The organism is Caproicibacter sp. (assembly GCF_046707225.1).
Taxonomy (GTDB): domain Bacteria; phylum Bacillota; class Clostridia; order Oscillospirales; family Acutalibacteraceae; genus Caproicibacter.
In genome coordinates, this window is the sequence record NZ_JBJKOP010000026.1 from 13,618 (window position 1) to 33,388 (window position 19,771).

The window sequence follows — 19,771 nt, forward strand, 5'->3', positions numbered from 1 at the left end:
ATTGCACGTTTGCAGCTATCGGGTGGCTATTTGGTGAAATATGACAAATTTTCGCTCCGGTCTGATCTGCAGTTCGTTTTTTAAGATTTTTTCATAAATCCCGTACTGTATTTCAAACTTTTCCCGATTTTCCTGCCGCATATAAAACTCCAGCAGAGAACGGTTGCCCGCTTCAGACAATGGGTTGTAATGGATCAGTGTATTCAGCAGCCGTTCAATAGCATCAAATTCGCCTGTGCCGTAATAAAACTCCACCATTTTCAGGATAAGCGTTTCGTATTTCAGCTCCATTTCCGTCCGGATTTCCTCAGCCCAAATATAATTCTCGCTTTGCAGATAGGCACCGGAATACAGATTCGCCATTGCGTTTGCCTGCTGGATATTAGACGCGTCAATATAAGGATTTCTTTTGATAAATTTGCAAAAGTCAATATAATCGCAGACGCCGTCGGCCGCTTCCAGCCTGTAGCTTCCTGAAATTTGAATGGTGTCCCTGCTGATTTGGGCTTCTGCGATTGAACGGCGCAGACGATAGATCGTCACATGAAGAAGGTTTATGGTTTTTTTATCCGTCTTACCGTCAAAAATATTGTGCATCAGCTCATTCCGCGTAACATCCGTTTCAAAATGGCAAATCAGGTAAGCAAACAGTTCTTTCGCATATCTTGTTGAAAATTTGATCGGTATTTTTTGGGTGTTGTCGCTGAAGGTTTCAAAATGATTGAAGCACCGGATTACGGTATGGTATGCTTCCTCTGCAACGAGCGGCCCTTCCTTTTGCCTGAGAATTTGTTCCATGGTTTTGCGCAGGCGTTTTTCATCGGCCGGCTTTAAAATGTAATCCAGAGGATATGCCTGAAACGCCTGAAGCGCGTATTCCGAATACGCCGTGATAAAAACGATAATAATCCCGTAACACAAGTCCTGAATTTTAAGCGCAAGTTCCAGACCGTTCGTCCCCGGCAAATCGATATCGAGGAAAATCAAGTCCGGCCTGATTTCTTCCACTCTTTCCAGCACGGCGCGGGAATCCTGAATCTTTGCCGCAATCGTAACCGTCTTGTATTTTTCCAACTGGTACTCCAGCTCTTCCAGCGCGGGCAGTTCGTCGTCAACCAGGATTGCTTTCAGCATTGTATCGACCTCCATTTAGCGGCAGCTCCATCGATACATCCAAACCGCCGGTATCCCTGTTTTGGATGCAGAGCGAGATATGATAGATCTTTTTGAGCCTTCGCGTAATATTGTAAATACCGACGCCTCTTCCGGATTCTTCCCCGGCGATCAGTTCTTCGATCCGCCCGGGTGGAATGCCGTCCCCGTCGTCCATTACCCCTATTTTCACGCCGTCGCCGGCTCGTTTGACATAAACCAGGATGTTTCCTCCATCCGGTTTAGGCCGTATGCCGTGAATCACCGCATTTTCAACCAGCGGCTGCAAGATAAGCGGCGGTATCCTGACGGATCGGTCGTCAATATCATACCGGACCTGAAGCCGGTCCCCGAAGCGTGCCTGCTCGATCGAAAGATAGGACCGAATAAACTCCAGCTCTTTTTCAATCGGGATCAAATCCTCCGGATTTTTAAAATCGAAGCATCCGCGCAGATAACTGCTGAATTCCACCAGAAGCTCCTGGGAACGCGGAACGTCTTTTCGCGAAATCGACAGGATTGTATTTAACGCGTTGTGAATAAAATGAGGCCGGATTTGGGATTTTAGAAATTTTAATTCCGATTTTTTCTCCCGTTCCAACGAAGCTTGGAGCTTTAGCAGAGTCTCCTCTTTCTTGCGGATGTTCTCGGCAAAGCTCTCAGCCAAGACATGCGCCTGCCCCAGCAGCATGAGGAAAAACCCGACCGGAGTAAGCTCCAGCAAGCCTGCATTCACAATATTATTCTGATACAGGATGTCAAAGACGCAGCACTCCAGAACAATGAGGCCGCCGGTCATAATCAGCGCGGCATGGATTCTGTCATGAGAAACCGCGGCGCACATTCGGGCGAAAAGATAGCCGGAGATGATAAAAATCATTGTTTCTATCCCGTAAATCAGACTGGTAAAAAAAGAAACGGGCGTCAATAGAGTCAAAGCCGTCATAAAAACAGCATAACCCGTGAATATTTTTAAAGCCTTTTGATGGATTTCATCGGGGAACAGTTTCTGAAACAACAGCCCCAATAGGATCGGAATCCAGTACAGCGTCATGTAATCCGTCCGAATAATCGCTGAAAAGCCGAGGAAAGGGAAAAAGGTCTTAAAAAGATAGCTGCCGTGCAATAAGGTCCGCACCGCGACCATGCCGCAAAGAGCCGAGAAAAAGATATGGCTTTTCTCCCGCCTGCGAAAAAAGAAAAGGGAGCCGTATATAAACGCCATTACAAAAAAGCTGCCTAATAAAAACGAATCCCGGAAAAGAAGAAGGCCGCGGCTCGATTCAATGCGCTTCGGAGTACCCAGGTACAGCGTTCCCCACATACCGCCGCGCGCATAGGTATAATTCGAGACTTGAATGATGATGTCAAAGCTGTTGCCGGAGGGGGTAAAGCAAACCTGATTCAGCCGGTATTCCGGTTCCCCATCCTTTTCGTCCGCGGAAACAACGCCGTTGGCCGCCAGCAGTTTCCCATCTATGTAAATTCGGTACGCAGTCGAAAAGGTCGGAATCCAAAGGGCCAGCGGTTCCCCTTCCCGAATGCCGGTAACATGGAGCCGATAGGTTCCAAAGCCGGTTCCGCCCAATTCCTTTCCATTGATCCGATACCGGTTCCAGACTTTAGGCGCCGTCACAAGCAAATCCGGCTTTACGCCCTCCCGCAGCTCCTTGTCGGTCACCAGCCGCTTCCAGTAAAACTCCCATTCGCCCGTCAGGGCTACCGGATTCCGATCTGGCTGCCGTTCCCAATCGGACAAATCAATTCGTCCCCTCTGAACCGAAAGCTTCCCGTCCGTTTCCCAATGAACATAAAAAAGAAGGGCTGTCAATGAAATTCCGATGATAAGCGCAATCAGGCCAAAGGAAATAACTTGTTTTTTGTGTTTCATGATTCTTGTTTTCCCAATAAAATTGACTCTTAATATTTCCATTTTTATTATATTTTTTAACATTTCTTTTCAAATTTTTTAAAAAAGAAACCCACATGATCCTGCGACCATGTGGGCTTTCCTTAAAAACAGAGCAGAACGGGCACGATCATCAATCAAAAAATGCCGTACTGCCTCGCGGAATTGCCGTTCGGCTTCACACCGTTTTGAACCGTCAACTGAACGGAGGCGTGAGTCAGGCGTTTGTTTTTGCTGTCAGAGACGTCGATCATCACATAGGTGAGTCCCGGTTTTACGCCGGTGTCTTTTACGTTTCCGTTTGCCAGAACCGTTACGTTCGCGATTCCCTTTGCGGAGGAATATGCCTTTATCACAGTTCCCGGAGCATTTGTCAGCGTGACAGAAATACAGAGTGTCCCCGGGTTTAAACCCCTACTCCTGTACGGAAATCTGTATGTTTGCCGTGGCCGGAAGAGCCCCGCTGTGGTCAAACGCCAGTAAGACTGCTCCCAACATTGACTGTTTTACTGGCGTTCCCGCTGAGAGTCCCGCGGGTTGCGCCCTGTGTCAGCGGCCTTCAGTGCGTGAATGATGCCACGAGCCTCCTCTGAATCAAAACGCTTGGAATTACGATGTTTTTGACCGGCGTACCCGGATCGTCAATCCGTTGCAGAATCTGAGACCCCGCCCAGCGCCCGAGTTCCTCGCAAGGCTGCTTGATCAGATCCATCCGTTTGTGCTTATAATCAAATGCCGCCTGACTGTATCCCAGCAGGTCGATATCCAGGCCATGTTCATCACAGTATGAAAAAATATCGTCCGTCATAACATGGTTGGAAATGAGAAGCGCCGTGCAGCCTGCCTGAACCGCGACCGGCACCAACTCCGCCGCACTTCGGAAGACATCCTCAACATACTGGACAAAGCCGGTTTCAATCGGGAAATCATGCTCTCGCATGACCTCTTTATAAATCTTCATACGGCTTTTGATTGGGGACAGTCTGGCAAGGCCGGCAATATGGCCGATTTTTTTATGTCCCTTCTGAATCAGCCGTTCCATCCCCTGGTAAATCGCATCATAGTCAGAAGTGACGATCGTATCGCAGGGACAGCTGTTCAAAATCCGGTCGATAAACACCATGGGGAATCCCTTTGGAACCAACTTTTTAATTTGGGAAAAATCCGTTTGCGTGGAGGCAATGATCAGCCCGTCCACAACGCCGGAGGCGACCATCCGGATCCCTTCCTGTTCCCGGTTTTCGGTTTCTTTCGTACTGATGATAATCAGCTTATAACCCTTTGCGGCAATGGTGATTTCAACCGATTCAATTACGGAGGCCCAGTAAAGATTGGCAATATCCGGCACAACGATTCCAATCAGGTTGCGCCGTCCCGTCTTAAAAACCCGCGCCATCTGGTCGGGGAAATAGCCTAATTCCTTAATACTGTCAAGTACCCTTTTTCGCGTATCTTCCGACACAAAACGGGTATTGTTAATTACATGAGATACTGTAGCCGCCGAAACCCCGGCGTGTTTGGCGACGTCGCGAATCCCTATTTTCATGAAAATTTCATTCCTTTTATAGTAACCGTTTTCTTTATTATAATTTTAAACAAAAATACTGTCAAGGTTGAAACCAATCAATTTTAATAATTGTGCATAATTAACAATTTATATCGCTATTTAATATTTATATATGCCAGTTTACAACAGAACATCTCTGTGATATTATAAAGTCACAGTCTGAGTTAACCGGTTACGCAACCGTTTAACTGCCGACGAAATAATGGGAGGAATTTTGTATGAAAAAGCTCATCGCACTGGCCTTAGCCACCGCCATGGCGCTTACAATGGGCGCCTGCGGAAAATCCGCCGCATCTTCCAACAGCAATTCTTCAAGCACAGCGCCGACCGCCAGCACCGGAGGCAACTCCGAAAACAGCTCCAGTTCCGTCATTTACGGCTACACCTGCATGGATATGACCAATCAGTTTCATATCGCTATGCGCGACGCAATCAAAGCCAAAGTACAGGCAAACGGAGGAATGCTGATCGATTTCGACGGAGCCAACGACCAGACCAAACAGAATAACGGAATTGAAGACATGATTACCAAGGGAATTAAAATCCTGTTCTTAAACCCCGTGGACTCCAAGGGCGTCAAACCGGCGCTGGAAGCATGCCAGAAAGCGGGAGTAAAAGTGATTGTGGTCGACTCGGGTGTTGCCGATACCAACCTGACCGAGACCTACATTTCCTCAAACAACTATCAGGCCGGACAGCTTTGCGGAGAAGAAATCAAAAAGCTCTATCCGGAAGGCGCCAAAATCTGCCTGATTGACAACCCGCTTGCGCAGTCCGTCGTTCAGCGTGTGTCCGGTTTGGAGGACGCATTGAAGGGCAGCAAGTCCACCATCGTCGGCCGTAAATCCTATACCTCTATGAACGCGGCGCTGGGCGATATGGAAGATCTTCTGCAAGCACACCCGGACACCAACGTCTTCTGGGGCCTGAACGACGACTTCGGGCTGATGGCGGTGGGAGTTGTGAAATCCGCCAACCTGCAGGATCAGGTCAAGGTCCTCTGTGTCGACGGTTCTCCCGCGGGCAAAAAATCCGTAGCGGCCGGCGATCTGTTCGGCTCCGCTGCCCAGAGCCCGGTCAGCATCGGCAATAAGGCCGTGGAATGTGCCCTTACGCTGTTGGACGGCGGCAAGCTGGAAAAGAGCTACGCAATCGACACGCAACTTGTGACAAAGGACAACGTCGAGCAGGCCGGCACCGATTCCTGGAAATAACCGTTGCCGGTAAAAGACCCGGAGGAGATGTTTTTGTGAGCGATTCGCTATTACTTGAAATGAAGAATATCCATAAAAAATTCCCGGGCGTATATGCGCTCAAAGGCGTAAACCTTGAGCTTCGCTACGGCGAAGTACACGCCCTCCTTGGAGAAAACGGGGCCGGAAAGTCGACGCTGATCAAAGTACTGGGAGGTATTTACAAAAAGGATGGGGGCGAAATCCGGATTGAAGGAAAGCCGGTTGAAATCAGGGGCGTCACCGAGGCGCGCGCAAACGGCATCAGCATCATCCATCAGGAGCTGGTGCTGGTCCCATCCCTCTCCGTCGCAGAAAACATTTTTCTCGGCAGAGAGCCGGTTTTGGCAAACGGGCTGGTGGATTTCGATCGGATGGAAAACGAGACCCAGAGAGTTCTGGACGATTTCGGCCTTTCCCTGCACGCCGCCGACATGATCAACGACCTGACGATTGCTCAGCAGCAAATGGTTGAAATTGTGAAGGCGGTTTCCTTCAACTCAAAAATCATCGTAATGGACGAGCCGACCTCCTCGATTTCAGACAAAGACGTGGATGCACTGTTCAAGTGCATCCGCAGTCTGAAAGAGCAGAAAATCGGAATTATCTACATTTCCCACCGCATGAGCGAGCTGTCCCAGATTGCCGACCGCGTCACCGTCATGCGGGACGGCGAATACGTGGAAACCAAGGTTGTGGCGGAAACCACAAACGATGAACTGATTGCGCTGATGGTCGGCCGATCCATGACGAATTATTACTCAAGGACTTACAGCACGTCGGAGGAAGCGATCCTAAAGGTGGAAAGGCTGTGCAGTGCAAAAGTGCACGATATCAGCTTCGAGTTGAAAAAAGGCGAAATTCTCGGTTTCGCGGGATTGATCGGAGCGGGGAGAAGCGAAGCCATGCAGGCTTTGTTCGGCCTTGATAAAATCACTGCGGGCTCCATTCAATATTGCGGGAAAGAGCTGAAGGTGAAAACGCCGGAGCAAATGATTCAGGCGGGCTTTGCGCTCGTTCCGGAAAACCGGAGGGACGAAGGAATCTTTGCGGCGCACAGCCTGAAATTCAATCTGACCTTAAAGGCTCTGCGGCAGTTCATCCGGGGAGCGTATGTGGATACCAAACGGGAAAACGAAATCACGGACGAATACATGAAAGCGCTTTCCATAAAAGCGGCAAGCGACCAGGTAACGATCGGTTCCCTCTCAGGAGGCAACCAGCAGAAGGTCGTGATTTCCAGCTGGCTTGCAACGCATCCCAGAGTTCTGATTCTGGATGAACCGACCCGCGGAATCGACGTAGGCGCGAAAAGCGAGATTTATACCATTATGAACGAACTTGCGAAGCAGGGCGTTTCCATCATCATGATCTCTTCCGAACTGCCGGAGGTTCTGAATATGAGCGACCGTGTTGTGGTCATGAGCGAAGGTACGATCACGGCGGTTTTCGATCACATGGAAGCAACGCAGGAAAAAATCATGCAGCGCGCCGTGAACAATTAACTTTCAGAGGTGAATAAAACGATATGAAGGAAACTGCCAAAAACAAAACCCTGCCGCAGAAAATGCTGAACGGCTCTCTTACTTATATGAAGCGCAACGCCGGTATTCTCATCGGCTTCGCAATTCTCTGCGTTATCACATCGGTGGCTTCGCCGATTTTTCTCTCCGGACGAAATCTGATGAACGTTCTGCGGCAGACCACCACGAATCTCTACCTTGCCTGCGGAATGACGATGATTCTGATTGCAGGTGGCATCGACCTTTCGGTCGGCTCCGTCATCGCCGTGATTGGCGTACTCGGCGGTACGCTGATTAACTTGAGTCTACCGCTGCCCGTTGTCGTGATCGCCTGTCTTCTAATAGGCGCGCTGTTCGGCCTGATCAACGGGGGAATCATCGCGAACACCACGCTGCCACCCTTCATTGTGACCTTTGCCATGATGAGCATTCTGCGCGGCCTGGCCTATGTGTATACCAACGGCGTGACCGTTCGGATCAACGACCCCGGTTATATCGCGATGGGCACCGGATATCTTGGTATCGTTCCGCTCCCTGTTATTTACCTGCTCATGATCCTGATCATCGTCTATATAATCATGAGTAAAACCAGGCTTGGGCGCCATATGTACGCAACCGGCGGAAATGAAAAGGCCGCCCAGTTCAGCGGGATCAATATAAAAAGGGTCCGTCTGTTTGTCTACATATTCAGCGGAGTGATGGCTGCGGTTGCCGGTCTGATGCTTTCCTCCCGCAGTTACTCGGGGAACCCGATCGAGGGGCAGGGCGCCGAAATGGACGCGATTACGGCCTGCGTGCTCGGCGGCGTCAGTTTCTCCGGAGGCAGCGGCTATATCGGCGGCACCATCATCGGTGCGCTGATCATCGGTTTTTTGAACAACAGCCTGAACCTGATCGGAATCAGCTCGTTCTGGCAGACTACCCTGAAAGGCGTCATCATTCTTGCGGCGGTTTATATCGATTACCTGAAGAACCTGAAAAAGAGTTCCAACGCGTGACCCCGCACCCTGCGGGTTTCGCTGTCGTGGTTCGCCGCCGGAATCAGAGAATTAGGAAAGGAAACAGAAAGAGTTATGGCATTCATTCACACCAATTTTTTTTCAGCCGTTCTCGGGTTTAATACGGACCTCAATGTATTTGTACCGACCCCGAACTCGGACGAAATTTTAAATCATAAGGCATTGGGTTACTTTCATAAAGGATCCCGATTTCAGGTTTTATATCTGCTTCACGGCGCTTACGGGGATTATACGGACTGGATGCGGCTGACCAGTATTGAAAAATACGCGCAAAATCATAAACTTGCAGTCATCATGCCTTCGGCCTCCAACAGCTTTTATCAGGATATGTGTTTTGGAAGCAACTATCTCACCTACCTGACGGAGGAGTTAACAACGTTCGTTAAAGCGACGTTCCCGGTCAGCCGCAAGCGGGAAAATACTTTTACCGCGGGTTTGTCGATGGGCGGATACGGCGCGTTGAAGCTTGCGCTGACAAAGCCGGAGCAGTACTCTTGCTCCGCCAGCCTCTCCGGCGCTCTGGATATTGCCGCGCTTTTTGCGGACGATGCTCCGGCCGGCCGAGAAAGACCGTTTTTGCCGGAAAGCCTGTTTAAGCACCCGGAGCAAATCGAAGGTTCCGACGCAGACCTATTTGCATTGATCCGGAAGCTCCAGTCCAGGAAGGAGGCTCTTCCGCGCATCTTCCAAAGCTGCGGCACAGAGGATTTCATTTATCCAATCAATCAGTCTGCCAAACGAAAGCTGGAGGCGCTCGGTGTCGACCTGACCTACGAGGAACACAGAGGGATTCATGACTGGGACTACTGGGACACAAATATCCAGCGTGTGCTTGACTGGCTTCCGCTTGTTAACGATGCGGTAAATGAATAAGGGGGCGTTTGATTTATGGCACATCTGGACTGCAGCTTTTATTCGCAGACTTTGAAAAAAAACACTCGCGTGATCGTTTTTTTGCCTTCCCTGAGCGCAGATGACTTTCTCTCGGGCCATCATGTGGATTACACCCGGAAGGGGGCAAAATTTCAGACGCTCTATCTGCTTCACGGGAGTTACGGCGACTGTACCGACTGGTCGCACCTGTCCAATATTGAGCGTTATGCACAGGAAAAATGCCTTGCGGTCGTGATGCCTTCGGGCGAGAACAGCAGCTATGTGAATATGGCGCGCGGTGAACATTATCTGGATTACATTGCCTGGGAGCTTCCGGATTTTCTCTCAAAGCTTTTTCCGCTCAGCCGAAAAAAAGAAAACACTTTTATCGCGGGGCTCTCCATGGGCGGATACGGCGCTTTCCGGCTTGCGCTGGAATATCCGGATGCCTATGCTTTCGCTGCCAGTCTGTCGGGTGCTCTGGACCGGGCCGCCCTGCAGGAAAGCAAAGACGCGCATATTGCAAAAATGCCGCTGAATTACAGAAAGGCTGTTTTTGCGGATCTCGGCCGCGTCCACGGCAGCGAAAACGATCTTCATGTGATCTTGGATCGCCGGGTTTCGGAAAAAGCCGCTTTGCCGAAATTCTACATGACCTGCGGAACGGAGGACTTTATCTATCCCTGCAATGTGGAATTTTACGAAGCCCTTGCAAAACATTCGGTCGATGTGACACTCCAAAAGCACCATGGGACCCACTGCTGGGATTTCTGGGATTTACATATTCAAGATGTATTGAACTGGCTGCCTCTGATGCACGACGTTGTGGATTAACGTACTTTATTCATTATGAAACCAGGCCTTTTGTGTGATAAAGGGCCTATGCTTTAAAGCAGAAGAAGGGATGATTTTTGAACCTGAACGGATTTGTTACGGGAATTCAGCATGTTGGGATTTCTGCAAAAGACATTGAAGCAACCATTGCCTTTTATACCGGACTTGGCTTCAAATTAAAGTTGCGTACACAGAATGACCGCTCAAAAGAGAAAGTTGCTTTTCTGCAGCTGAAAAACCTTACCATAGAGGCCTATGAGTGCAGTTCCCCAAAAAGCAATGCCGGCGCGGTCGACCATTTTGCCCTGGACACCGCCGATATAGAAACGGTCTATCAACAGTTGCAGAAGGCCGGTTACCGTTTTGAAAGTCCCGGAATTCTTTCTCTTCCCTTCTGGGAAAAGGGAATCCGTTATTTTATAATCATTGGGCCAAATCAAGAAAAGATCGAATTTTGCCAGATGTTGTAAGGGGGATTCCGAATGTTTGACGTGACCTCTGTTGGGGAACTGCTCGTTGATTTTACACCGGCCGGCTTCAGCCCGGAAGGAGACCTGCTTTTCGCCCGCAAGGCGGGCGGCGCCCCTGCCAACGTACTTTCCGCCAACAGCAAGCTGGGTGGAAAAACCGCTTTCATCGGAAAAGTCGGGGACGATCTGTTCGGAAGATTTTTGAAACAGATACTAAAGAGACAGGGAATCGACACTTCCGGCCTTGCCGTCGATCCGGAGATCCCCACCACGCTTGCTTTTGTTCAGCTGGACCCGAACGGCGACCGCTCGTTCAGCTTTTACCGCAAACCGGGCGCAGACATGCTACTGCGTCCCGGCGATTTCAGTGAAAACCTGATCCGGGAAAGTCATATATTTCATTTTGGATCCGTTTCTCTCACGGAAGAACCCGCACGGAGCACCACGTTCGGCGCAGTCGCGGTTGCCAAAAAGGCCGGTTGTATCATCAGTTTCGACCCCAACTACCGCGCACCCCTGTGGAAAAGCCCGGATGACGCGACACAGCAGATAAAAGCCGGGCTGCGGTTCGCGGATATTGTAAAAGTTTCAGAAGAGGAGATGACTCTGATTACAGGCCGGACCGAGCCGGAGGAAGGCGCCCGCATCCTGGCTAAATACGGTGCCGCGCTGATCTTAGTTTCACTCGGACCGAAAGGCGCGTTTTACTATACCCGGAAACATTCCGGCACCATTCCGACTTACGATGTGCGGACGGTCGACACCAACGGAGCGGGAGATGCCTTTTTCGGCGCGATCCATTATTGTCTGCGCGGGAAAACGCTCCCTCAGATATCAAATCTGAGCCGAGAGGAATTGAACAGCCTTATTTCGTTCGGAAATGCCGCCGGAGCGCTGACAACCACGCGGCCCGGTTCGATGCCCGCCATGCCGACTCTGGCGGAAATAGAAATCTGCCGGAGCAGTTACACTTTTGTGAAAAGAAAGATTGAATTATAAAGCCGCCGTTCATCGGAGGCGGCAAAACAGCAAAAGAAGTGGGTTGTTGCAAAACGAATTTGCAATATCAAATTGTTCAAATAAACCGTCCCAAAATGCAGGAAAATGCGCTTTAAATGGACTTTTCAGCCCATTTAAAGCGCATTTTTAGTGCAACATTTTTTGGAGAAGCTATCTTGCAATAACCCCTTTTACTTTTGAATTTAGTTGCGAAAACAAAATAGAAAGCTTATGAAATGTGCCTGTGGTGAGTTATACCTGTCGATCTGCAGTTTGCTGGGTACTAAAATACCATTCCCCCGCATACCTATTAGCAATCGGATTCGTTTGGAGGGTGGAGCAGTGAAAGGTATTGTGGAGGAACGTGCCGTGGAGCTTGGCGAATATATCATCCAGAACAGGGCCACTGTGCGCAGTACAGCGAAAAAATTCGGCGTAAGTAAAAGCACGGTACATAAAGATGTGGCGCAGCGCCTGAAAACAATCGATCCGCAGCTGTATAAAAAAGTGAAGATCATTCTGGAGTTCAACAAGTCTCAGCGACATATCCGCGGAGGAATTGCCACGCGTCTGAAATATAAAAAATCCGTTTGACCGGTGGAAAGGCCGATTCGTTCAACTGATGGGGATTTTGATCAATAAAAGCTCCTTTTCTGCCGAAACGGCTTTGCAGCGGTCTGTCCGCGGCGATTCTGGAGGCAGTAGGGGAGCTTTTTTATGGGTATCGTTCGGACATGCCGCCCGAAACCGGACGATTTTCGTGAAACATTCGGCCTCCTTGGCAGAACAGTCTCCATGCTGAAACCAAGCAGGGTGCGGTGAAGCGGTTTTTGCCGTGCTTCCGGCAATCGCTGCCGACAACGGCGGCCGAGAAAGCGGACATGCTTCGGGCGGAAGACTGCGGCGTTGGCTGCACCTGTAAATTCCGGTCATAGGCAGAGAGAAGGCTCCTTTTGCAAACTTGCCGCCTTGCCTCGAACGATTTTCGACAAGCTTAAGGCCGGCCCGAATTCCGGGCCGGCCTTGCCGCTGTCTTGCCGTTTTTAAAGGGAATCGCTCTCCAGTACCGTGACGCCCCGGGCCTCCACCGGGGTGGAAAAAACGATCTGCGTTTCCGTCGGACCGTATTTTTGCAGTTGGCCGATGAACTCATCCAGCTCCATGGTGCTGTGATAGATCACTTTGATCAGCATGGAGTAATTGCCGGTGACACAGTTGCACTCCACCACGTTGGGGCAGGAACGGATAAACGGATAAAACTCCGGTTTTTGGTTCGGCGACATCTGCAGGTTAATAAACGCCTTGATATGATATCCGAGCTTATACTGGTTCACCGACGCGTGATAGCCGCTGATCAGGCCCTGTTTCTCAAGCTTTTCGATACGGGCCGAGATTGCGGGGGATGATAAAAAAACTTTTTTCGTCAGCGTTTTAATTGGAATCCGCGCGTTTTCCTGCAGTGCGGAAATCAATGTGGCGTCGATTTTATCCATGATTCATCACCTCATAAAAGATTTACTTTTTTAATGGCTTATGGCGGAAATATTTAAATAAAAAAGGAGCCAGCCAGAAATTAAGCCTGACATGCCCCTTTGCATTTTATTTTATTATAAATCGTTTTCACGTCTTTGCAAGATGAAAATGTAAAAAGATTCATTTTTTGTTGTGCTTTCAATTCGTTATCTTTTTTTGCTGAGGTTTGCAAAAATAAAGAATGCAAAGGAGATAAGCCGCCTTTTCTGACGACCTGCCCCTTTGCAATTAATTTTATTATAATCACTTTCAATTATTTTTCAATACGAAAAAGAAAATTTAAGAGGAAAAATTTTAAAGAGCAGCACTTTCGAGATTGAAAAACAGGGGTGAAATTTTAAAAGATACGTTCTATCCATGTAAAGCATTTTACTTACCTGATTCAGAAGTTATGATTTTTCGTCAGAAGAAAAGCCGCCCTCCATTCATAAAAAAGGACGGAAGCAGAATGAAAATGATCCGAAGCCTAAAAAAGTAAAGTTAAAAACCGGCTGACTTACTTACATAAAGCTAAAACACATAAAAATAAAAATATCACGGAATGGCGGAAAAACTGTTTACGGGACTTCGGGAACGTGTTAAAGTACTTCCGTTCAGAGAAATGAGAGATGGCTGTTGATTCCGGAAATGGGGCGGCATTCGCATGAAAACGAGAACGGAAACAGATTCTATCGGGAGCCTGCATGTTCCTGCGGGAGCATATTATGGGGTTCAGTCGCTGCGGGCCAGAAGTAATTTTCACATTACGGGCAGGCGCATGGACGCAGATTTTATTGTCTCGCTGGCGCAGATTAAAAAGGCCGCGGCGATTACAAACCGCAACGCGGGGGACCTGAAAGCCTCGGTCGCAAACGCGGTGATTGCGGCCTGCGACGAGATCATATCGGGCCGTCTGCACAGCCAGTTTATTGTAGACCCGATTCAGGGCGGCGCCGGAACAAGCGCCAATATGAATGCGAACGAAGTGATTGCCAACCGGGCGATCGAGCTTCTCGGGGGAGAAAAAGGGGACTATTCCATTGTTCACCCCAACGACCATGTCAATATGTCGCAGTCCACAAACGATGTTTTTCCCACAGCCGGAAAGCTGACCATGCTGAAACTGATTCCGGAGGCCGTGCGCCAGCTGGAGCGCCTTGCCGGCGCGCTTGAGAAAAAGGCCGTGGAATTCGACGATGTGATTAAAATGGGGCGCACCCAGCTTCAGGACGCCGTTCCAATTCGCCTGGGGCAGGAATTCGGCGCGTGGTCGGCCGCGGTCAGACGGGATATCGTCCGGCTGCAAAGGGTGCAGGATGAGATGCGTGTCGTTAATATGGGCGCTACCGCGATCGGGACTTCGGTCAACGCGGTGCCCGCTTATCTGTACAACATCACGGCGAATCTTCAAAAAGTCTGCGGATGCAAGCTGGTTCAGGCGGAAGACCTGATCGACGGGACGCAGAATCCGGACGGATTCGTGGCGGTATCCGGAGCAATGAAGACTTGCGCGGTCAATCTTTCCAAAATGGCGAACGATTTCAGACTGCTTTCCAGCGGGCCGAGGACCGGCATCATGGAGATTGCTCTGCCCGCGAAACAGAATGGGTCCTCCATTATGCCGGGAAAGGTCAATCCCGTGATTCCGGAGGTGGTGTCGCAGGTGGCGTTTCAAATCATCGGCAACGACTGCACCGCGACTCTTGCGGCGGAAGCCGGCCAGCTGGAATTGAACGCGTTTGAGCCGGTTCTGTTCTATAATCTGATTGAGTCTGCCAGAGGCCTTACCGGAGCGGTCAGAACTTTGGTTGACAACTGCGTGACCGGGATTACGGCGAACCGCGAGGTCTGCCGCAGACATCTTGAGGAAAGCGTCGGAATCATTACCGCGCTTTGCCCTTATATCGGGTATGCCAAGTCGGCGGAGCTTGCAAAAGAGTCGCTGAAAACGGGAGTCCCGATTCTGGAATTGGTGGAAAGCCGCAAGGTCCTGAGCGGCGACAGGCTGAAAGCGATTCTCGACCCCGCGGCGATGACGGGGAACGCTCACATGAGGAACGTCGGACGGATTTCCGTTTAAGGAGGCAGCTATGAACTATCTTGGAAACGAACTTGTTTATTTGGAAGAGGACCGGGTCAACCACTGGCCGGACCGCCGGGACCGCGCGACAAGACGCCCGAGAAACCCGGATGAAAAGGTCTGCAGGCCGGATCGGTTTGTTCCGGAGCGCGCTGTCGAATTTGACGGCCGGGGAAACCTCTGATTCATATACGGTCTGTTGTCTCAACAAGCCGACGGCGCGGAATTTTCCGCGCCGTTTTTTTCATTGGATAAAAATAATCAGGGCGATAGAATCTGCCCGGAATTGTGATATAATAAGAAAAAAGAAAAGACGCGTCTGCGGAATGGGGGTGGTTTTACGCGTCTGTTTATTGCCGTTTCGCTGTCCCCTGAAATCAGGGATACGCTGAAGGAAGTGATGCAAAGGCTGCGGCCCTGCTGTGAAAGCGGAAGATTTGTGCAGGCCGAAAACCTGCATTTGACCCTTGCCTTTCTGGGGGAGGTTCCGACTGAAAAACTCGGCGAGGTCAGGGAGGCGATGGATTCCGTCAGCGCGGAACCGTTTTTACTGCATGTAGGCGGATTCGGCTATTTTCGCAGAGAAGGCGGAGATATTTTCTGGGCCGGCGTGGAACGGTCGGAGCATCTGACGGGCCTTTACCGTCAGTTATACACACAGCTGCAGAGCCGTGGGTTTCACCTGGAAAAGCGTGCGTTTCGCCCGCATCTGACGCTTGCGCGACAAGCTGTTTTAAAAAAGGAGTACGACCATGGGGCCTTTGTGGCACCTACGAAAAAAATGCGGGTCGAAAAAATTACGCTGTATCAATCCGAACGCCCGGGGGGAATACTGAAATATACTCCCGTTTATGAAAAAATACTGCGAGAGGAGGAGATAAAATGAAAGCGCTGATTACCGGCGCAAGCTCCGGCATCGGCAGGGATTTTGCGCGCGAGCTCAGCAAAAGGGGATACGACCTCGTCCTCGCGGCCCGGCGGGTTCCCCGGATGGAAGAGCTCGCGCGGCAGTTACAGACGCATGTCAGCGTGGTGGGGGCGGATCTTTCCCTCAAAGACCAGTGTTACGACCTTTACCGTCAGGTGCGCGGGGAAGAAATCGAGGTTCTGATCAACTGTGCGGGCTTCGGTGTATTCGGCCCGTTTGATGAAACCGATCTTGAACGCGAACTGAATCTGATCAACGTCAATATCCGGGCCGTCCATATCCTGACAAAGCTCTTCTACCGCGATTTTAAGCAGCGTGATTCGGGCCATATTCTGAATGTATCGTCCTCCGCCGCGTTTCAGCCGGGTCCGCTTCTTTCCAGCTACTATGCCTCCAAGGCCTATGTCCTGCGCCTGACGCAGGCTCTTGCGGAGGAACTGCGGCGCGACGGCAGCCGGGTTTATATCGGTGCGCTCTGCCCCGGACCCGTGCATACGGAATTTGATTCTGTCGCGGACGTCCGTTTCAGCGTCAAGGGGCTTTCGAGCGAATACGTCGCGCGTTATGCGGTCCAAAAAATGTTTGCGCGCAAAACCTTGATTGTTCCCGGTTTTACCATGAAAGCAGCCCTGTTTGGAGAGCGCTTTCTGCCGGAATCGGCCGTGGTGCGGATCGCCTACCAAATGCAGAAACGAAAGACAAGGCCGGGGCCGTAACTGCGACAAAATAAAACTTGACAAACAATTCCTACAACTGTAGTATAAGATATATCTTACAGTTGTAGGAGTTGCTTTTATTATGCGAAAAATTGCAAAGCTGCCCGGGGCCGAACTGAAAGTGATGCAGGCTGTCTGGAACTGCGGAGAATACCCGGTCACCACCGCGCGTGTCCGCGAAATTCTTGGGCGTGAAAAACCATGGAGCGTTTCGGCGCTTCAGACGCTTCTGAATCGGCTGATTGCGCGCGGCTTTCTCAGCAGCGGAAGGCAGGGCAGGAACCGATGTTACACACCCCTGATCGGCGAGAAAGAATATCTTGCGGATGAGAACAGGAGCATTCTTGAAAAGCTGAACGGCAATTCCGTCACCCGACTGGTCGCGTCGCTGTATGACAGCCATTCCATCACGCCCGAAGACCTTGAGGAGCTGCGCGCCTTTTTGGACGAAAGGACGGGAAGAACATGAACCTGCTGATTCGTTTCGCGGAGAATACCGCTGAAATTTCCGCGGGGGCTTCCGTACTGATTTTGCTCTTGCTTTCGGCGGGAAAACTGACCCGAAGGGTTTACGCCGCGCAATGGAGGAATTGGGTCTGGCTGGCGCTCGCGGTGCGCCTGCTGATTCCGATCCATTTCGAACCTCCGCGGACGGCCGTCACGCTTCCGGCGCCTTCACCGGAACAGGGCATAACGGTCGTTGCTCCCGGGACCCGGGGCACCGGCTCTTTTTCCATCCCGGATACGGTTTCCGGACAGGAGCGGAACGCGTATGAAAAGAAAGCGGAACTGATCCGAGAGGATGCGGAAAAGCGCACGGTTCCCTTGAACACGCTTCTGGCGGTGACGTGGGCGGCCGGGGCGGCGGGATGCCTATTGTGGACATTGGGTTCCAGCCTGCTGTTTCGGCGGCGGCTTCTGCGCTGGAGCTCGGAGGAAACGGATGACGGGGTTCTCCGTTTGTTCCGGGAAGAACGCGCGGCGGCCGGGGGAGGCGGCCGGGTTCACCTGATGCGCGGCAAAAAGGATGCGGGACCGATGCTAATCGGATTGCTTCGCCCGGTATTGCTTTTGCCGCCCGGTTCGTTTGAGGACGGGGAGCTGCGGGTGATCTTTCGGCACGAGCTGACGCATTTCCGGCGGCGCGATTTATGGTATCGCCTGCTTTTGGCCGCCGCCTGCGCGGTCCACTGGTTCAACCCGCTTGTCTGGCTGATGGCGCGGGCGGCGAACCGGGATTTGGAGCTTTCCTGCGACGAGGCGGCGCTTAAAAACGCCGACCCCGTGTTCCGTGCGGAATACGGACGCGCGATTCTTTCGATCGCGCAGAAGGCGACCCAGCGCCGTGCATTCCTTTCCACCGGGTTTTACGGCGGAAAAAAAGAGTTGAAACGCCGACTCGAAACGATTCTGGATACAAAGAAAAGACGCCGCGGCGCGGCGGCGCTGTGCGTCGCCCTGGTTCTGACGATTTCCTGCGGGGCATTTGTCGCCTATGGCGGAACCTCCGTACCGGATGGTCAGAAAAACCGGGAAAAACAAGATGTTCTGGCGCATAGGCTGCTTTCAGTCCGCACGGAATATATCGGGGACAACAGCGCGGTCGGAAGAATGCTGGGAGCTTTGTCGCTGCCCGACGGCATGGTGCAGGAGGGAATGGCGCTTCAGACAAACAGCGAACCATATTCGCTGACGGTCCGCTATACCGCGCAAAGCGATGAACTTCTCACCAAGACGGAGCTTGCGTGGGCGTACCGCAACGCGACCTTGATACTCAGTCTGATCCAGAATGCCGGCCGCGTCGCGTTTTACGTCGATGCGCCGGACTGCGCCATGACTTTCGTTTACACGCGGGAGCAGTCGATGAAGCAGGAACAGACCGATGTGAGGATGCTATCGCAGGGCGAGAGCGAAATGAAAAAATTCCTCGCGGATTTAAACAGCCGCACCGCGGAGGATTACCAGATGACCCATTCTGCCGAAGCGAAAGAGCGGGACGATCTGCTGACCGTCGGTCAGGCAGAAACAGCGATGGAGCAGCATGCGCCGATCATTCTCTCCGAAAAGCTCGTTTCCCGGGGAAGACTGGTTCTCGCCGGCGCGGATTGCTACGGTTTTACCTCGGTGTTGGCAGGGAGAAGCCCGCAGCCGGAACAGTGGTACGCGATTTCCAGAGACGGGAGCGCCTTTTTTGTAATTTCGGATTCCTGCCCTGTGGTTCGGAATCTGGAATCGACGGAAACAGCCGTAAAAAGCGGCTCGGAAGCGAGCCTGACGGCGCTTCGGGAGCAAATCACACAGGCGCAGGAAACTTTAAAGCAGGCGCAGGCGGAGCTCGTGAACCGGCGGAAAAGCCGGGCTACGGATTATTTCGAACAGCAGCAAAAAGTCCGTGAAGCCGAAGAAGCCCTGGCGAAGGCGCAAGAGGAGTTTCAAAGCCGGCATACGGCGCTGCCGCCTTATGCTCACCGTACGGACGATGCGGTGGAAAGCGCCGTTTATGAGGCGCTGGGGCAGTTTTACTCGGAGCCTTATACCGACGGCAACGTGGTGATCAATGCTCCGGTGATTTACGGCAGCTTTGAAGAAGACGGCGTGCTGCGGGTCTTTGCGACGGTGGACGAGGCGGAGTATGAGCTGGACGGGGAAGTCCTGAATTCGGTCGGCGGAAGCAGAATTCCAATGGAGCTCCGCTTTTCGAAGGACGGAAATTCGTGGAAGCTGATCGGCCGCACGACGGCGAAGGACGGCTCCTATTTTGGGGATTCTATCCGGGATTTCTGCGCGCCGCACGGCGACGCTGCGAAAAAGATGCTTGCGGAGTACGGAAAATCCGATAACTTTTTGTCCGGAATGAAGAAAAATATTCGGGAATACGTCTCTCAGACCGGAATTGGCGCAAAGAGCTTTCATTCCGGCGGGGAAGACTATTTGATCGTCTGAACAACCGTGACAAT

Annotated in this window: 19 protein-coding genes; 14 read left to right on the plus strand and 5 right to left on the minus strand. The window is 51.4% G+C overall.

The window, feature by feature from the left end:
* Positions 1-15 precede the first annotated feature (15 nt).
* The 4 genes from ACLQ3M_RS04165 to ACLQ3M_RS04180 form a co-directional block, all read right to left on the minus strand.
* On the minus strand, positions 16-1,134 hold the full coding sequence (locus ACLQ3M_RS04165; RefSeq protein WP_411676447.1) for a response regulator: 1,119 nt from the start codon (positions 1,132-1,134) through the stop codon (positions 16-18).
* The gene (locus tag ACLQ3M_RS04170; RefSeq protein WP_411676448.1) at positions 1,112-3,043 is read right to left on the minus strand and encodes a sensor histidine kinase; all 1,932 of its coding nucleotides are present in this window, start codon (positions 3,041-3,043) and stop codon (positions 1,112-1,114) included. Before ACLQ3M_RS04170 ends, ACLQ3M_RS04165 begins: the two co-directional genes overlap by 23 nt.
* A 155-nt stretch (positions 3,044-3,198) precedes the next feature.
* Positions 3,199-3,417: a hypothetical protein gene (locus ACLQ3M_RS04175; RefSeq protein ID WP_411676449.1), complete on the minus strand. Its 219-nt coding sequence runs from the start codon at positions 3,415-3,417 to the stop codon at positions 3,199-3,201.
* Positions 3,418-3,620: 203 nt separating this feature from the next.
* Entirely contained in the window at positions 3,621-4,607 is a 987-nt protein-coding gene (locus tag ACLQ3M_RS04180; protein WP_411676450.1) for a LacI family DNA-binding transcriptional regulator, read from the minus strand.
* A 239-nt stretch (positions 4,608-4,846) separates the two neighbouring features.
* On the opposite strand from ACLQ3M_RS04180, the gene ACLQ3M_RS04185 reads away from it, so the two are divergent.
* The 8 genes from ACLQ3M_RS04185 to spoIIID all read left to right on the plus strand — a co-directional run bounded on the left by ACLQ3M_RS04185 (position 4,847) and on the right by spoIIID (position 12,172).
* Positions 4,847-5,842, plus strand: a complete 996-nt coding sequence (locus tag ACLQ3M_RS04185; RefSeq protein ID WP_411676451.1) for a sugar ABC transporter substrate-binding protein — start codon at positions 4,847-4,849, stop codon at positions 5,840-5,842.
* A gap of 35 nt (positions 5,843-5,877) precedes the next feature.
* Complete coding sequence (locus ACLQ3M_RS04190) at positions 5,878-7,365, plus strand: sugar ABC transporter ATP-binding protein (RefSeq protein WP_411676452.1); 1,488 nt, start codon at positions 5,878-5,880, stop codon at positions 7,363-7,365.
* A gap of 23 nt (positions 7,366-7,388) precedes the next feature.
* Complete coding sequence (locus ACLQ3M_RS04195; protein WP_411676453.1) at positions 7,389-8,381, plus strand: ABC transporter permease; 993 nt, start codon at positions 7,389-7,391, stop codon at positions 8,379-8,381.
* 75 nt (positions 8,382-8,456) lie between these two features.
* A complete protein-coding gene (locus ACLQ3M_RS04200) occupies positions 8,457-9,275 on the plus strand; it encodes an alpha/beta hydrolase (RefSeq protein ID WP_411676454.1) in 819 nt (272 codons plus the stop codon).
* Positions 9,276-9,290: 15 nt separating this feature from the next.
* Positions 9,291-10,109, plus strand: a complete 819-nt coding sequence (locus ACLQ3M_RS04205; protein WP_411676455.1) for an alpha/beta hydrolase — start codon at positions 9,291-9,293, stop codon at positions 10,107-10,109.
* Positions 10,110-10,186: 77 nt separating this feature from the next.
* Positions 10,187-10,579, plus strand: coding sequence for a VOC family protein (locus ACLQ3M_RS04210; RefSeq protein ID WP_411676456.1), 393 nt, complete (start codon positions 10,187-10,189; stop codon positions 10,577-10,579).
* Between the two features lie 12 nt (positions 10,580-10,591).
* Positions 10,592-11,578 carry a carbohydrate kinase family protein gene (locus tag ACLQ3M_RS04215; RefSeq protein WP_411676457.1) on the plus strand — a complete coding sequence of 329 codons (987 nt, stop codon included), beginning with the start codon at positions 10,592-10,594 and terminating at the stop codon, positions 11,576-11,578.
* Positions 11,579-11,920: 342 nt separating this feature from the next.
* Positions 11,921-12,172: a sporulation transcriptional regulator SpoIIID gene (spoIIID, locus tag ACLQ3M_RS04220; RefSeq protein ID WP_411676458.1), complete on the plus strand. Its 252-nt coding sequence runs from the start codon at positions 11,921-11,923 to the stop codon at positions 12,170-12,172.
* A 449-nt stretch (positions 12,173-12,621) separates the two neighbouring features.
* On the opposite strand, the gene ACLQ3M_RS04225 is transcribed toward spoIIID, so the two are convergent.
* The gene (locus tag ACLQ3M_RS04225) at positions 12,622-13,071 is read right to left on the minus strand and encodes an Lrp/AsnC family transcriptional regulator (protein WP_066642669.1); all 450 of its coding nucleotides are present in this window, start codon (positions 13,069-13,071) and stop codon (positions 12,622-12,624) included.
* 683 nt (positions 13,072-13,754) lie between these two features.
* On the opposite strand from ACLQ3M_RS04225, the gene ACLQ3M_RS04230 reads away from it, so the two are divergent.
* The 6 genes from ACLQ3M_RS04230 to ACLQ3M_RS04255 all read left to right on the plus strand — a co-directional run bounded on the left by ACLQ3M_RS04230 (position 13,755) and on the right by ACLQ3M_RS04255 (position 19,757).
* Positions 13,755-15,170: an aspartate ammonia-lyase gene (locus ACLQ3M_RS04230; RefSeq protein ID WP_411676459.1), complete on the plus strand. Its 1,416-nt coding sequence runs from the start codon at positions 13,755-13,757 to the stop codon at positions 15,168-15,170.
* 10 nt (positions 15,171-15,180) lie between these two features.
* Positions 15,181-15,354: a hypothetical protein gene (locus ACLQ3M_RS04235; RefSeq protein ID WP_156989653.1), complete on the plus strand. Its 174-nt coding sequence runs from the start codon at positions 15,181-15,183 to the stop codon at positions 15,352-15,354.
* A gap of 168 nt (positions 15,355-15,522) precedes the next feature.
* Positions 15,523-16,056 carry an RNA 2',3'-cyclic phosphodiesterase gene (gene thpR, locus ACLQ3M_RS04240; protein ID WP_411676581.1) on the plus strand — a complete coding sequence of 178 codons (534 nt, stop codon included), beginning with the start codon at positions 15,523-15,525 and terminating at the stop codon, positions 16,054-16,056.
* On the plus strand, positions 16,053-16,814 hold the full coding sequence (locus ACLQ3M_RS04245) for an SDR family NAD(P)-dependent oxidoreductase (RefSeq protein ID WP_411676460.1): 762 nt from the start codon (positions 16,053-16,055) through the stop codon (positions 16,812-16,814). The genes thpR and ACLQ3M_RS04245 overlap by 4 nt, the downstream gene beginning before the upstream one ends.
* Before the next feature lie 82 nt (positions 16,815-16,896).
* Positions 16,897-17,283, plus strand: coding sequence for a BlaI/MecI/CopY family transcriptional regulator (locus ACLQ3M_RS04250; protein ID WP_411676461.1), 387 nt, complete (start codon positions 16,897-16,899; stop codon positions 17,281-17,283).
* Positions 17,280-19,757 (plus strand): M56 family metallopeptidase, encoded by a 2,478-nt coding sequence (locus ACLQ3M_RS04255; protein WP_411676462.1) that lies wholly within the window; start codon positions 17,280-17,282, stop codon positions 19,755-19,757. The genes ACLQ3M_RS04250 and ACLQ3M_RS04255 overlap by 4 nt, the downstream gene beginning before the upstream one ends.
* Positions 19,758-19,771: the final 14 nt, after the last annotated feature.

What these genes read in the sequence shown, in the direction of transcription:
- ACLQ3M_RS04165 (WP_411676447.1), bottom strand. Translation starts at nt 1,134, where the DNA reads ATGCTGAAAGCAATCCTGGTTGACGACGAACTGCCCGCGCTGGAAGAG.
- ACLQ3M_RS04170 (WP_411676448.1), bottom strand. Translation starts at nt 3,043, where the DNA reads ATGAAACACAAAAAACAAGTTATTTCCTTTGGCCTGATTGCGCTTATC.
- ACLQ3M_RS04180 (WP_411676450.1), bottom strand. Translation starts at nt 4,607, where the DNA reads ATGAAAATAGGGATTCGCGACGTCGCCAAACACGCCGGGGTTTCGGCG.
- ACLQ3M_RS04185 (WP_411676451.1), top strand. Translation starts at nt 4,847, where the DNA reads ATGAAAAAGCTCATCGCACTGGCCTTAGCCACCGCCATGGCGCTTACA.
- ACLQ3M_RS04195 (WP_411676453.1), top strand. Translation starts at nt 7,389, where the DNA reads ATGAAGGAAACTGCCAAAAACAAAACCCTGCCGCAGAAAATGCTGAAC.
- ACLQ3M_RS04200 (WP_411676454.1), top strand. Translation starts at nt 8,457, where the DNA reads ATGGCATTCATTCACACCAATTTTTTTTCAGCCGTTCTCGGGTTTAAT.
- ACLQ3M_RS04205 (WP_411676455.1), top strand. Translation starts at nt 9,291, where the DNA reads ATGGCACATCTGGACTGCAGCTTTTATTCGCAGACTTTGAAAAAAAAC.
- ACLQ3M_RS04215 (WP_411676457.1), top strand. Translation starts at nt 10,592, where the DNA reads ATGTTTGACGTGACCTCTGTTGGGGAACTGCTCGTTGATTTTACACCG.
- ACLQ3M_RS04225 (WP_066642669.1), bottom strand. Translation starts at nt 13,071, where the DNA reads ATGGATAAAATCGACGCCACATTGATTTCCGCACTGCAGGAAAACGCG.
- ACLQ3M_RS04230 (WP_411676459.1), top strand. Translation starts at nt 13,755, where the DNA reads ATGAAAACGAGAACGGAAACAGATTCTATCGGGAGCCTGCATGTTCCT.
- ACLQ3M_RS04235 (WP_156989653.1), top strand. Translation starts at nt 15,181, where the DNA reads ATGAACTATCTTGGAAACGAACTTGTTTATTTGGAAGAGGACCGGGTC.
- ACLQ3M_RS04245 (WP_411676460.1), top strand. Translation starts at nt 16,053, where the DNA reads ATGAAAGCGCTGATTACCGGCGCAAGCTCCGGCATCGGCAGGGATTTT.
- ACLQ3M_RS04250 (WP_411676461.1), top strand. Translation starts at nt 16,897, where the DNA reads ATGCGAAAAATTGCAAAGCTGCCCGGGGCCGAACTGAAAGTGATGCAG.
- ACLQ3M_RS04255 (WP_411676462.1), top strand. Translation starts at nt 17,280, where the DNA reads ATGAACCTGCTGATTCGTTTCGCGGAGAATACCGCTGAAATTTCCGCG.